The following is a 14,858-nucleotide window of genomic DNA, read 5'->3' as shown; positions in this document are numbered from 1 at the left end:
ACCAGCAGAAGCTGTTCCATTCAGGCAGATTAACCGGGGAGTTAGTTAAATGAAGGGGTGAACCGGACAATAGGTTAAAGTGCACCTAACTGTGCTTTAACCTATATTCTAGTATCATTTAATTGTATAATTACCCCTTACGTATTGTTATTTTATACCATACTGCTCATCTGTCACCTGTTCCATCCACTCTACAGGCGAACCGTTTAGCTTTTCCTGAATGGCAATGTGGCTCATCGCTGTAGTTGCCGTTGCCCCATGCCAATGCTTCTCTCCTGGCGTAAAATACACAACATCTTTGTCTGGCGAAGTTACCCAGGTTGGAGACCGTTCCAGGCATCCATATTTACGCTGGAAGAATGAAGCAAATAGTCTGTTTACAAGAGAGCCGTTCCTATACCGGAACGGCTCTCTTATTATTTTATTCACTGTTCTATTAAACACCCTTGCGTAAACTTTCTGCATAAGCGTTTGGCAGAGGGCTATCTTCCACAGCTTTTGCAGCCTTCTCCACATCGTATTCAAAACGGATAAATTCAGTTTGAACAGTACTCTTATCACTGATACTGCTATCCTCATTAATGTGTAACATTACATAACCTCCACGTGGATCTCCATCTTTTGGCTTACCAACGGAACCTATGTTGATAGCATGGCGGTAATGCTGGCCTTCTTCTGTTAACACCCGGTGATAAGGTTTATGGGTATGCCCGAAACACATGATATCTGCATCAGCGTCATGCATAATTCTCAACATACTTTTCTCTTCCCGGTCTTCAAACAGGTACTCGTTAATCTTGCGGGGACTGCCATGTACCAGGAGCAGATTCAATTTATCATTGTTCAGCTGAAACTCTACTTTTATATGAGCTGGCAAAGTACGCAGATATCTGCGTTCATCCTCTTTCACTATCTCATTGGTAAATGAAATAGAAACACTGCCATTAGCCTTTTCAGTATCAGTTTTATATGCACAGCCACAATCATTGCTCGTACGACCGATACCAAAATCGTAATTACCAGCTATGGTAGGAATACCCCGTTTACGGATTTCGTTAATCACTTCATTAGGCCAGATATTGTATCCTACCAGGTCTCCCAGGCAATAAATAGCATCCGGTTTTCTTTCTTCCACATCCTTGAAAAAGGCTTGTAAAGCAGGCAGATTTGCATGGATATCACTGAATAATGCAATTTTCATATTTCAGGTTTTATTAAGCGCTTTGTAATTTATTTGTGTAGTATTTTTTCCTTAACCAGAAGGCAACATTCACAAGGCTGATCAATGCAGGTACTTCAACCAGTGGGCCTATTACCCCAACAAATGCCTGACCGCTATTGATACCAAACACCCCTATTGCTACTGCAATGGCCAGTTCGAAATTATTACCCGCAGCAGTGAATGCAATAGCTGCATTTTTGGAATAGTCTGCTCCCATTGCTTTACCAAGGAAGAAACTTACCAGGAACATGATGGCGAAATACACAGCCAACGGTATGGCGATCCTTATCACATCCATAGGGATCTGTACGATCAGTTCTCCTTTCAGACTAAACATGACAACAATTGTAAACAATAATGCGATCAGGGTAACCGGAGAAATAAAAGGCACATATTTTTCCTGAAACCATTTTTCTCCTTTCCATGCTATCAGGGTATACCTGCTTACAATACCCGCCAGGAACGGAATACCCAGATAGATAGCTACGCTTTTAGCGATCTCAGCGATGGTAACTGATACAGTGATCCCCTTCATACCGAACACCGTGGGCAACCAGGTGATGAATACATAAGCATATACACTGTAAAGCAATACCTGGAAGATGCTGTTCAATGCGACCAGCCCCGCGGCATATTCCCGGTTACCATCTGCCAGCTCATTCCATACTACCACCATTGCAATACAACGCGCCAATCCTATTAATATCAATCCTGTCATGTACTCCGGATAACCATGCAGGAATAATACGGCCAGACCGAACATCAGGATGGGGCCTATTATCCAGTTCAATAAAAGGGAGGCAGATAATATCTTTACGTTTTTAAAGACCTCTCCCAGATTTTCATATTTCACTTTTGCCAGTGGGGGATACATCATCAGAATTAATCCTGCAGCCAACGGGATGTTGGTTGTACCGGAAGAGAATGAATTAATAAATCCTGCGGATGATGGAATAAAATAACCAATGCCTATGCCTATGGCCATTGCCAGGAAGATCCATAATGTAAGGAATCTGTCGGGAAAACTTAATTGCTTTCGTTGTGCAGGATTACAGTTGCTGTTGCTCATGGTATATAGTTGTGAAGGAAGTAGTATTACAACAGGCAATACCACCTTTACGGATGGCCAATGCCCTGCTGATAAAGTAATAGATTAAGAACAACAATCAGGACCACAACAGGTTTTAGCTTCAACAGGCTTCTCTGCATATACCGTGATGCTATAAATACCCGTACTCCCTGCTCTGAATTGCTCAATTTCCTCTTTGCTTAAATATCCCGACAGAATATCATCAGGTACTACTATTGCCTTTTCTTTCTGAATGGTAATATTAGTGAAGCCATTATTCGCGATCAGGTCGATATATTCCTGTTTCTGAATAGCACCGGATACACAGCCGGCATACATTTCAGCAGCTTCCTGTATTTTGGACGGCAGATTCCCTGCCAGTACGATATCCGATATACTGAAATGCCCCCCTGGTTTCAGCACGCGAATGATCTCCTTGAATACGCCATCTTTGTTAGGCACAAGGTTCAATACACAATTGCTTACGATCACGTCCGCGGTATTTGCAGTAACCGGCATCTTCTCAATATCTCCCTGCCTGAACTCAACATTATTGAAATTGATCTTTTCAGCGTTAATACGGGCCTTTTCCACCATCGCCGGGGTAAAATCTATACCAATCACTTTTCCGCCTTCTCCTGTCTCCTGACGGGCAATAAAACAGTCATTACCGGCTCCCGATCCCAGGTCGATGACCGTGTCCCCTTTCTTTATTTTAGCGAACTGTGTAGGCAACCCGCATCCAAGGTTAAGGTCAGCATCCGGATTGTATCCTTCCAGCCTGGTATAATCATCACTCATGATGTTATATACTTCTGTGGAGCATCCACCGGCGCCACAACAGGAAGTTGCATTCACTTCCTTATCCTGTAAAGCAATTTCACTATACTTTTGCCTTACCATATCTTTTATCTGTGCATCTGTAGACATAAAATAATGTTTTTATTATTGTAATATTGCGATAGATATAATCAAAAAAAACTAACAGCAGGATTTGTCTATGTTAACGTCTTTAAAGAATGTGGTAAATATTGACTGATACTGTTTCCAAACCTTTGGATCTATACAGTAACAAACGCTGGCCCCCTCAATATTTCCCTGTATGATACCAGCCGATTTCAACTCTTTTAAATGCTGGGAGGTGGTAGCCTGGGCAAGCCCTAACTCCTCCACCAGATCACCACATACACAAGCATTCTTCTTTACCAGATACTGCAGAATGGCAATTCTGGCCGGATGTGCCAGCGCTTTAGCCATTAAGGCTAAATCATTCTGTTGTTTCGTAAATAAATCCGTCTTTGAAGCTCCCATAATACTATATCATTAACACATCGCAATATTACGATAGAATACTGATATTCCAAATTAATTTTTCTTCACTTTCCAGTAAGCGCTACTCCCCTGCTTACGCTCATCAGTTGCTTTTACAAGTAATGTATCTCCCTGCTTTAATTCTCCAAAGATCTCAATGCCCGTATCATTGGTCATGCCCTGCCGTACATCTACCCACTCTGCTTTTCCTTCTTTCAGACGAATGACAAATTTTCTCTCCTGGGTAGTAGCGATCGTTCCAGCCGGGACCATAAATGACAACGTATTACGTTCTATGCCAATCTTTATATACGCAAAAGCGCCCGCTTTCAGCTCATGATTGGTGTTATCTACTTCAAATTCCCATAACTCTGTTCTGGTTGCAGGGTCAATAGTTTCTGATTTACGCGCCAGCTTTGCTTTGAAACGTTGCGTAGGATATGCGTCCACCCGGAAATCAATGTTCTTTGATGTACTGGCAGCTGACACATAGATCTCAGGCACAGCAGCCCGTAAACGTAATATGCGGTTATTCTGAATGGTCAGCAGCATGGCATTTGTACCCACCAAAGCGCCGGGGTCCGCTTTACGCGCAGTTATTACACCATCAAACGGTGCTTTGATGTATAAGTAACCGGAGACTTCTTTATACGCCTGGGACTGTTTCCCCGCGGCTGCATACGTGGCACTGTCCGCCAGCATCTGATTACGGCTGTGCTCAAGATCTACCGGCGCTACGATACCCGGTGTCTTCGCTTTGGACGCTCTGTACAATCTTTCATAATTATCCTTACTGGACATCCATTTAGCTTTCGCAGATTGAAAAGTTGCTTCCGACTCTGCAAAACGACTGTTAATCTCCGGTGCTTCAATGACGGCAAGGGTCTGCCCTTTCTTTACATGATCTCCCAGATCAACTTTCATCTCGCGAACAAAACCCTGCACCTTTGCGAATAATTCTGCATTCTCATAAGGCACTAATTCCGCCGGTAACTCCACTACCTTTTTTAGCGTATCCTGTTGTAAAATAAATACCGGCACCGTATCCTGAGCAACAGTATCATTGGTTCTTTCCGGGCTGTTATTACATGCAGCCAGCAGTAATAATAAAGCGAGTGATCGCATATAATTGAAATTATTTGTCATAGTTAATACTGCTTTTATCATCGGGGTCAAGAGATATTTGTTTATAAGGGATACGTCCTATGACTGACTGATACACATAAGGCAGGAAAAACAGTATGCTAATAGCTGAAAAAAGCAGACCACCAATCACGGCAATCCCCAAAGGGGCCGTCTGATCTCCTCCCTCTGATAGTCCTAAAGCCATAGGGATCATACCGGCAATCATCGCTGCAGATGTCATCAGAATAGGACGTAAACGGTTTTCTGCTGCCAGCATAAAGGAGTTGTTATCGCCTCCTTTCCTGTAATGTTCTGCATTGGTGATAAACAGTACCCCATTGGCAATAGCTACCCCCACGGCCATAATAGTACCCATGTATGATTGGATATTTAAAGAATTTCCGGTGATAAAAAGAAAGAATAATGAGCCTGTTACCACTGCTGGTATGATAGATAAAGTAGCCAGTGCCACCCGGAAAGACTGGAAATAAACAGCTATTACCAGGAATATCACCAATACCGCCACCAGCAATCCTGCCTGCAAACTGCTAAGTGTCTGTTGTAATAATTCCGGCTGTCCGCGCAATAAAATTTTTGCGCCATCAGGCATGCTGCGGATAGCCTGGTTCACTTTTTTAAATACAGTACCCATGTCCTGTTTATGCACATTGGCCGTAATGGTAATATAGCGCTGCTGATTCAGCCTGTCATATTCACCGGGCATGTTTACATGTTTCCAGGTGGCCACCTCACTAAGGTAATGGCCACCGGATATAGGTATAGCTTCCAGTTGCCCGGTACTGTTCATCAGATATTCCGGATATTGTACCTGTACCTGGTATGCAGTGCCGGTCGCCTTATCCAGCCAGTAGTTAGGCGTGGTAAACCGGCTCGAAGAAGTCGCGGTGACTGTTGAACGGGCTATCTGTTCACTGGTAATACCCAGCTGTCCCGCTTTTACACGGTCTATATCCAGACGTATAGCAGGATAATCCAGCGGTGTACTGATCTGCAGGTCCCGTAAGGCCCCAATAGCAGAGAGCTTTTGCACAAGCAGGTCTGCTGTTTTCTTTCCTTCTGTAAGATTGCGGTTCACTACTGCAATCTCTACCGGGTTATTACTACCCAGATTCAATACCTGTTCCACTATATCCCCCGGTTCAAAAGAAATCTTAGCATGAGGCAGCTCTTTTTTAACGGCTGCTCTTAATGATTCCCTGAATGATTCAACAGGAATAACTCCTCTTTTCAGTTTTATCCGGGTAACAGATTCCTGCGGACCGCTTGTCCATAAATGAATATAGTTTACCGGGAAACTGGAAGGTTGTGTACCAATAAATGCAGAACTGATTTCCGTATTACCTTTCCCTGCAATGCTGTCTGCCAATGATAAAAGTTTTCTGGTTGCATCTTCCGTACGTTCAAACCGGGAGCCGACAGGCAAACGTAATCGTACCTGCGTTTGCCCGCTATCCGTTTGTGGGAATAATTCAGTTCCGGTGTATATAAACAACAACGAGACTAATCCTATAGCGGCAAATATAAATATAACCGTTATCCAGCCAAATCCTTTATTTATACGTCTTCCAGCTGTTATATATCGTTGCTTTATCCGGTGAAATACCCCCTCTTCTTTTTTTATTGCATGGTCCTTTAACCACCAGTTAGCAATGACCGGTACAAATGTCTGTGATAGCAGAAAGGATGCGATCATGGCAAAAGATACCGCCAGTGACAATGGCATGAACATCGCTTTAGGTACCCCATTCATAAATATGGCCGGCACGAACACAGCGAGGATACTTAAAAGGATAAGCAGTTTAGGCGCTGCTATCTCCTTTGCTGCATCCGCAATGGCTCTTGCTTTTCCTTTGCCGGATTCCATATGCCGGTGAATATTTTCTATTGTCACCGTGGCTTCATCTACCAGTATTCCCACTGACAGTGCGAGCCCGCCCAGGGTCATAATATTAATCGTCTGGCCGGTCAGATACAATACAGTCGCTGAGCTGAGTAACGCCAATGGGATAGTCAGAATGACAATAAGGGCACTACGCAAATCGCCCAGGAACAATAGTACCATCAGACCCGTAAGAATAGCTCCCAGTCCACCTTCAAACAACAGGCTTTTGAGGGAGTTGATCACGTACCCCGACTGATCAAATTCATAGGTTACTTTAATATCCGAAGGGATGGCAGCCTGCATATCAGGCAAAGCGGCCTTCACTCTTTGTACTACATCCCAGGTAGAAGCATCTGCACGTTTGGTTACCGGTATATAAACAGAACGTTTACCATTAATCAGGGCATAACTGGTGGTAACATCGGCCCCCATGCTCACATTGGCAATATCCTTCACATATATGGCCGGCCCTGCACCCAATTGAAGGGGTGTGTTCTGTAAATCCTGTAATGTTTCAATAACACTGTTCTGTGGTGTGATATAAGTTGTATCCCCTATCCGCACATTCCCTGCCGGAGAGATCGTATTGAACTTCGCCACCGTTTGTACTACCTGGTCCGGTGAAAGATTATAAGCCCTCAATTTTCCGGGATCAATCGTAATCAGCACTGTTTTTTGATTACCGCCAAACGGTGGCGGTGCGGATACACCCGGTAAGGTAGAGAACATGGGGCGTACCTTAAAGAGCGCCAGGTCGGAGATCTCACCTAACGACCTGCTTTCAGAACGAAACACCAGTTGCCCTACCGGTACACTACCGGCATCAAAGCGCGTAATAAACGGCGGCACTGTGCCTGGAGGCATGAATGCCCTTGCCCTGTTGACATACCCAACCACTTCCGCCATAGCCTGACTCATATCCGTGCCTTCATTAAACTCGAGTTTAATAATAGCGGCGCCCTGTATACTTTTAGACTCTACATATTTAACACCGGTGATATACAGGAAATGATATTCATAATACGAGGTGATGAAACCTTCCATCTGTTCTGGTGATAAGCCACCATATGGCTGCGCCACATATACCACCGGTAATCCCAGTCGTGGGAAAATATCTATTTTAGTATTTCTGATAGATGTATAAGAGAAAAAGAGGATGGCTATAACAGCCACCAATATGGTAACAGGATGCCGTAATGCTGAACTGATTAGCTTCATAATTATTTTATACTGTTTATAAACTCATCCAGATTACCATTGGCAACGGCAATATCAAGTAAGCTATGCCATAACTGGAGATATGCACCAGCCTCACCTGTTTCCGCCTTTAACAGGTCGTATTGCCCCTGAATAAGTCTTGTAAAATCTACCAGACCCGTTTCATAACTCAGTTTCAATCCGTCAAAAGCATATTGCGCGGCCTGCGATTGTACCATTGCCTGACGCACGATCAACATATTCTGCCGGTAATTATATTGGGCCGTTTCCTGTTGTTTCTGCAAATTCAGGGTTACCTGGGCCAGTTGTGCATCATCTGCTTTTACGATCGATTGGTACTGCTTCTTCTGAATATTTACCTGCGAGAATTGCAGCAGCGGAAAACTCAGTTGTATACCTGCTCCATAATTCTTCTGCGTAAGCGACCAGCCGGCAGATTTATTGACACTGCCATCTGCTGCCACACCAGAACCTCTCGCATAAGCATTCGCCCATATATCCAGCCTGGGACGCCAGGCGCGTTGTACTTCTTTTAATGCAGCTTCACTGACCGCTTTTTTAGTCTGGTAATATTGCAATACCGGATGTGTACCCAAAGCAGTGGTTGTATCCGTAACAGAAGGCATCTGAGAGATCAGCAGCGTATCTGATAACTGAATATTATCCGGCTGATCCGGCAATCCTGTAAGGCGGGTTAATTCAGCAAGCTGTGCGTAATATCGCTGTTGTATAGTCAGTAAATCAGTTTCCACCTGCGCCAATGCTGCCTGAAACTGTGTAGTATCAATACCAGGGCGTAAACCCTGTTGTGCATATATAAGCGATTGTTGCAGTCCTGCTTCCGTGCGCTCTTTATTCGCCTGATAATTTTGCAATTGCTTACGGAGATATACGGCATCCAGGTAGGTAGCAATGGCGGTAAACTGCTGCCGGAAAAGGAAATCGTTATAATAGCTGGCGGCTGACCGGTATTGCGCGGCTGCCTTTTCAATGGCTGCCTGCCGTTGGCCGAAGGTGACAGGGTTCCACTTTAACAGGGCAGTCAGGGCAGTTCCGGGTACCGGATCATACGTATTCCCGGCAGAGGGTGGCCCACTGATGGGCAGTATTAAACCCGGATAACTCATACCTGTAATATTGTTATAGGTAGCATAACCAGCCTGGTACCCGGCAGTAACCTCCGGCATCAATGTATTCTGCGCCACTTTTACAGCATAACCAGCCGCGGTGGCCTGCTCTTTATAACTTTTCAGTTCGGGCTGTTGTGTCTGTATCAGTGATAACACTTCTTTAATAGAAAGAGGATGCTGTTGTGCGAAGCTCTCATTTGTTATTACCAGCAGGCAGCAGACTACAAATAGCTTCACCAATGGGTTTAAACGACGATTATCTTTCATATTAAATGCGATATTAACGGGCACAGGTATGCTGCGCTAAAATTAGACATCGCTATTCGCATAGTATGGTATATTTGAAAATACTCTGGTATCTGCTATCTCGCATCCCGGAATGATTGAGGCGTATGCCCGGAAAGCCTTTTGAAGTATTTCACAAAGTGGGAAGGGTCATTGAAATTCAATGAGAAAGAGATTTCGGATACTGTTTTATCCGTATATAACAGTAAGCGCTTGGCTTCATTCATGATAAACCCGGCAAGAACTTCCGCTGCGGGAAGATCAATTGCTTTACGGCAGGCGGCATTGAGATTCTGGGGAGTGGTATTTAAAATGCCTGCGTAATAGGATACTTTGTTCCTTATAGGATTATGCTGGTTGAGTAGTTTCAGAAAAAGCTGGTACAGATCTGCTTTCTGAGAGATTTTATCCATCTCAGGGCCCGCTATCTGCTGCACTTTACTCAGCAAGGCTTTTAACAAACCTTCAATAACGTGAAAGGAGCTCTCTGTTTCTGTTTTGTTCTCTTCTGCCAGTAATTCAAATAAACGGTCCAGGGTGGCATTCTCTTCTATGTGAAGACAATGTAAAGTACTTATGCTATCGAGCAATCCTTTTAACTGAAGGTCCAGGCTTTTTTCTATGAATGATTTTTTAATAATAACGACATATCCATCCGGTTCACTTTTCAGGTCCCAGTTGTGCACCTGGTCCTGTGTAATGAAAAAAAGAACGGGCGGCTTTACCTCATATTGAATACCATCTATCCAGTGAGCTCCGCTACCTGTTGTTATAAAAACGATCTCGAAATACTGTTTATGTTTATGAGGTTCTGTAGTACGGGTCTCTTTCCTGAAAGTTTCAGCTTTTATATGCTTTTCTGCGTTGATCTTGTTTTTTACCGGAATGTTCTTTTCCAACTGACATGCGTTATTAATTGCTAATATAGCAGAAAAGCCGCGTAAATCATATGATTTACGCAGCTTTTCCCACGTATCGGCCTCGCGGACTCAATTTATACTGGATTTACAAGACTCATTTCCATCCCCCGCCTAAACTTTTGTACAGTGTTACCAATGATGTCAGTTGTTGCAACCGGTCGTTGATGCTGCTTAGCTGTGCAGATAAGTACCCCTGTTCAGATGTTAATACATCGGTATAGGTGACGTAACCATTTTTAAGCAATTCGCGGTTATAATCCACAGATCTGAACCAGGCATCAAGTTGCAGCTTACGGGTGACGGATTTATCTTCCACTGCTTTGTAGGTGTATAAGGCGTCAGAGACTTCGCGACCGGCATCAAGCACCGTTTGCTGAAACGTTGCGACATACTCTTCGTATTGTGCTTTGGCAAGTTGCATCCGTTGTTTGTTCAGGCCTTTGTTAAATATAGGCTGTGTTAAACCTGCCGCAACATTGCCAAAAATGGTAGCGCTTTTAAACAGATCGCCAACGGTTGACGACTGCCAACCACCCTGGGCAGTAATACTAAGGGAAGGATAAAAGTAAGCGCGGGCTACATTGATCTGCTCAAAATAGTACCTGACATTATACTCCGCCTGCTGTACATCGGGTCGGTTGCTCAGCAATTGTGCCGGCACACCCGTTTGTAAGGTAGTGTCTACTTCCTGCGCATCAAGTATGTTCCGTTGAACGGTACCCGGATGTCTTCCTATCAAAACGCACAGTGCATTTTCAGTTTGCCGGATATTGTTTTGCAGATCGGGTATGGTAACCTCTGCTGCGTAACGGTTGGCTTCACTTTGCGCAACTGATGCCTCATTTACACGGTTAGCTATCTTTAGTGCTTTATTCGTTTCTACATCTTCTTTACGATTGTCTACGGTTTGTATCGTTATAGCCAGTTGCTTATCGTAAGCCAACAGGTTATAATAATCGGTAGCAATGTCGGCAATCAGTTTCGTCTGGACAGATCGCTGATAGGCATAACTCTGTAAAAGCAATGCAAGTGAACCTTTCCTGGCACTGCTCAATTTCCCCCACAGATCTATATCCCAACTGGCATTGCCTGTTACCGCGTAAACATTGTCTGGCGTAAATCCCAGGTTGCCGCCTTGTATAGCAGCAACTTTTTGCCTGGTGTATTGCGGCCCAACACTTAACGTTGGCAAAAACGCAGCTTTCGCCTGGCGCAAATTGGCTTCAGCCTGTTTGATACGGGCAACGGCTATTTTCAAATCGTAGTTATTGGTAATAGCTTCCTGTATCAAAGTCTGCAATTGGACATCCTTAAACATTTGTCGCCAGGATATATTTGCGATGGTAGTAGTATCTGTAGTATATCCCCCGCGGTACAAACTATCCGTTTCAACAGCAGGACGTACGTAAGTCTGCCTCAGTTTACATCCGGGCAATATCAGTACAGCTACTGCAATTACAGCAGCTGTACGTGTAAAATATTTTAAGTTCATGTTGTTTGATTTAATTAATGATCATTAATCCAATGCAGGAGTTAGCGGATGAACGGTTGTCTCATCAGACTTGTTTTTTCCGCTGAATTTTTCCTGTAATGTTTGAAAAATGATGTAGAGCACAGGGGTAATAAATACCCCGAATATTGTTCCTGTCAGCATCCCGCCTACAGCACCGGTGCCAATAGAGCGGTTACCGGCAGCACCAACACCAGAAGACAACATAAGCGGCATTAAGCCCACTATAAACGCAAGCGACGTCATTAATATAGGACGCAAACGTGCTGTGGCGGCCTCAATGGCAGCGGCCACAATGGCCATTCCTTTCTCCCGCCTTGCAACTGCATATTCGACTATCAGGATGGCATTTTTCGCGAGTAAGCCGATCAGCATCACTACAGATATTTGCATGTATATGTTGTTATCTATTCCCATTATTCTGGCGAAAAGGTAAGTACCAGACAAACCTACCGGCAGGGAGAATAAAACAGCAAACGGTATAATGTAACTTTCATAAAGAGCGCTCAGCAAAAAGAATACAAACACGATACAAAGTATATAGATGAAGACTGTCTGTCCTCCCGAATTTACTTCCTCACGCGACAGGCCCGAATAGTCAAAGCTGTAACCGGCAGGCAGGGTTTTAGCCGCGGTTTCTCTTACAGCAGCAAGTGCGTCCCCACTGCTAAACCCTGGTTTAGGACTGCCAATGACAGATATATTATTATATAAGTTGAACCTCGACAAACTTTGCGGTCCGTTAACAGCTGTAAGGGTCACAAATTCGGATGCAGGCGCCATGTTACCGGCAGCATTTCTCACATACACGTTATTGAGGCTCTGTGAATTGCTCCGGTATTTAGCATCAGCCTGCACCATAACCCGGTATTGTTTACCAAACTGGTTAAAGTTAGAAGCATATATACCACCGTAATACCCCTGCATAGTTGCCATTAAGTCACTGGTTAAAATACCGGCTTCTTTTGTTTTGGCAACGTTTATATTCATCAAATATTGAGGATAGTTAGGGTTAAAACCTGTAGCACCGTATAAAATTTCGGGGCGTTGATTGATTGCTCCCAGAAAGCCACCGGCTACTTTACTGAAGTTTTCTATGCTACCACCTGTCTTATCCTGCAATTCAATGGTAAAACCACTTGAATTACCAAAGCCCGGTACAGTGGGCGGTGCAAAGAAGATGATTTTCGCATCTTTTATGCCGGCAGTCATTCCAAACAGCTGACCAATTACATCATCTACTTTTACTCCCTCTCTTTTGTCCCACGGCTTTAACTTGAATATGAGCAATCCAAAATTACTACCTGTACCATTGATAATGCTTTGCCCGGTTATTTTTGCCCGGTTAACAACGACAGGTATATTCTTCGCCATATTGTCTACCATATTGGCAACCTGCATGGTTTTCTCAAGAGAGGAACCCGGAGGTAAGCTGATATCAGCGAAAATGGTACCCTGATCTTCATTTGGCACAAAACCGGCCGGCGATGTTTTCATAAAGAAAACCAACAGTACTGTAAATAAAACCACTGTGGATGGAATGATCCATTTTTTGCGGCTTAGAAAACCTATTGACTTTTGGTATTTACCCTTTAAGGCATCAAAACCTGTATTAAAAGCAGTGTAAAACCTTTGTAACAGGTTTTTCCTGGTTCCATCATGTTCCTCATGCGGTTTCAAAAACAAGGCACACAAAGCAGGACTAAGTGTTAAGGCATTGATTGCTGAAATAACAATTGCCGAAGCCAACGTTAAACCAAACTGTTTAAAAAACACACCCGAGCTACCGCTGATAAACGAAACCGGGACAAACACAGCAGCCATTACCAATGTGATAGCTACAATAGTTCCGCCCAATTCAGACATAGCATCCACAGATGCATTATATGCTGATTTATACCCTTCATCCAGCTTGGCATGTACCGCCTCTACTACTACGATGGCATCATCTACCACAATACCAATTGCCAGCACCAGTGCAAAAAGAGTAAGCAGGTTAATTGTAAAGCCAAACAGGCTGAGACAGGCAAACGTGCCGATGATGGACACCAATACTGATATACCGGGTATCAGGGTTGAGCGAAAATCCTGAAGAAAGATAAAAACGACAATGAAAACCAGAATATAGGCTTCTATTAAAGTGTGTACCACTTTCTCTATAGATGCACCTAAAAAATCATTCACGTTCAGCAAGGGCACATAACTTACACCTTTGGGAAAAGATGTGGATGCTTTATCAAGTGTAGCTATGGCATCCTTAATAATGGCCTGGGCATTGGAACCAGCCGTTTGGCTTATGGCAATAATGGTTGCCGGCCGATCGTCTGTATTCATGGTGGATGAATAAGTGAGGGAACCCATTTCCAGCCTTGCAATATCTTTTAAGCGTAATAACTGGCCATTAGTTTTGGTACGCATAATAATGTTACCAAACTGCGTGGTATCTAACAACCGGCCGGTATATTTAATGGTGTATTGAAAAACCTGGTCGCTGTTTTCTCCAAATTTACCCGGTGCAGCATCAAAATTCTGTTCTGCAAGTGCGTTGTTCACATCTGCAGGGGTTATGCCGTAAGTGGCCATTACGTCCGGCTTCAGCCAAACACGCATTGAATAGTCTTTTGTACCGAATGACACCACGCTGCCTACACCGTTTATCCGTTTAATTTCCGGTATAAGATTTATGTTGGCATAATTGCTTAAAAATGTCTGGTCATATGACGGATTATCACTTTTAAGCGCAAAAATAAGCAGGTTACTACTTTGCTGCTTATCTACGGTCACACCTGCTTTGGTTACTTCGGCAGGCAGAAGATTAGTGGCCCTTTGCACCCTGTTCTGCACGTTTACAGCGTTTATATCAGCGTTTGTGCCTAGTTTAAAGTACACGGTTATTGTTGCATCCCCATCATTAGTGGCTGTAGATGTCATGTAGGTCATTCCTTCCACACCATTTATCTGCTCTTCCAGCGGCACAATAACGTTTCTTTGAATTACATCTGCACCGGCACCGGTATAAGTAGCCGACACCTTAACAGTAGGCGGGGCAATTTCAGGATATTGGGTAACAGGCAGTCCTAAATAGGCCAATACTCCAAGTATTACTATGATTACCGATATTACGGTAGATAAAACCGGTCTTTTTATGAATATTTTAAGCATGAT

At 43.8% G+C, this 14,858-nt stretch carries 11 protein-coding genes; all 11 read right to left on the bottom strand.

Translation table 11 applies throughout. The features are described from left to right. Positions 1-147 precede the first annotated feature (147 nt). Positions 148-465: a cupin domain-containing protein gene (locus GO495_RS32195; protein ID WP_240915247.1), complete on the bottom strand. Its 318-nt coding sequence runs from the start codon at positions 463-465 to the stop codon at positions 148-150. After that, a complete protein-coding gene (locus GO495_RS16650; protein ID WP_157300846.1) occupies positions 437-1,201 on the bottom strand; it encodes a metallophosphoesterase family protein in 765 nt (254 codons plus the stop codon). Before GO495_RS16650 ends, GO495_RS32195 begins: the two co-directional genes overlap by 29 nt. A gap of 13 nt (positions 1,202-1,214) precedes the next feature. Beyond that, on the bottom strand, positions 1,215-2,291 hold the full coding sequence (arsB, locus tag GO495_RS16645) for an ACR3 family arsenite efflux transporter (RefSeq protein WP_157300845.1): 1,077 nt from the start codon (positions 2,289-2,291) through the stop codon (positions 1,215-1,217). Between the two features lie 84 nt (positions 2,292-2,375). Beyond that, complete coding sequence (locus GO495_RS16640; RefSeq protein WP_157300844.1) at positions 2,376-3,221, bottom strand: arsenite methyltransferase; 846 nt, start codon at positions 3,219-3,221, stop codon at positions 2,376-2,378. Between the two features lie 51 nt (positions 3,222-3,272). Further along, positions 3,273-3,602: an ArsR/SmtB family transcription factor gene (locus GO495_RS16635; RefSeq protein WP_157300843.1), complete on the bottom strand. Its 330-nt coding sequence runs from the start codon at positions 3,600-3,602 to the stop codon at positions 3,273-3,275. A gap of 54 nt (positions 3,603-3,656) precedes the next feature. Beyond that, the gene (locus GO495_RS16630) at positions 3,657-4,727 is read right to left on the bottom strand and encodes an efflux RND transporter periplasmic adaptor subunit (protein ID WP_157300842.1); all 1,071 of its coding nucleotides are present in this window, start codon (positions 4,725-4,727) and stop codon (positions 3,657-3,659) included. A 10-nt stretch (positions 4,728-4,737) separates the two neighbouring features. Continuing rightward, positions 4,738-7,848, bottom strand: coding sequence for an efflux RND transporter permease subunit (locus GO495_RS16625; protein WP_157300841.1), 3,111 nt, complete (start codon positions 7,846-7,848; stop codon positions 4,738-4,740). 2 nt (positions 7,849-7,850) lie between these two features. After that, a complete protein-coding gene (locus tag GO495_RS16620) occupies positions 7,851-9,245 on the bottom strand; it encodes a TolC family protein (RefSeq protein ID WP_157300840.1) in 1,395 nt (464 codons plus the stop codon). 95 nt (positions 9,246-9,340) lie between these two features. Continuing rightward, entirely contained in the window at positions 9,341-10,162 is an 822-nt protein-coding gene (locus GO495_RS16615; RefSeq protein ID WP_157300839.1) for a helix-turn-helix domain-containing protein, read from the bottom strand. A gap of 115 nt (positions 10,163-10,277) precedes the next feature. Beyond that, positions 10,278-11,675 carry an efflux transporter outer membrane subunit gene (locus GO495_RS16610; protein ID WP_157300838.1) on the bottom strand — a complete coding sequence of 466 codons (1,398 nt, stop codon included), beginning with the start codon at positions 11,673-11,675 and terminating at the stop codon, positions 10,278-10,280. 24 nt (positions 11,676-11,699) lie between these two features. Continuing rightward, positions 11,700-14,855, bottom strand: coding sequence for an efflux RND transporter permease subunit (locus GO495_RS16605; RefSeq protein ID WP_157300837.1), 3,156 nt, complete (start codon positions 14,853-14,855; stop codon positions 11,700-11,702). Positions 14,856-14,858: the final 3 nt, after the last annotated feature.

It is taken from the genome of Chitinophaga oryziterrae (assembly GCF_009758125.1).
GTDB lineage: Bacteria > Bacteroidota > Bacteroidia > Chitinophagales > Chitinophagaceae > Chitinophaga > Chitinophaga oryziterrae.
Note: the sequence above shows the minus strand (reverse complement) of the source record. Positions and strands in the feature narration are given on the sequence as shown.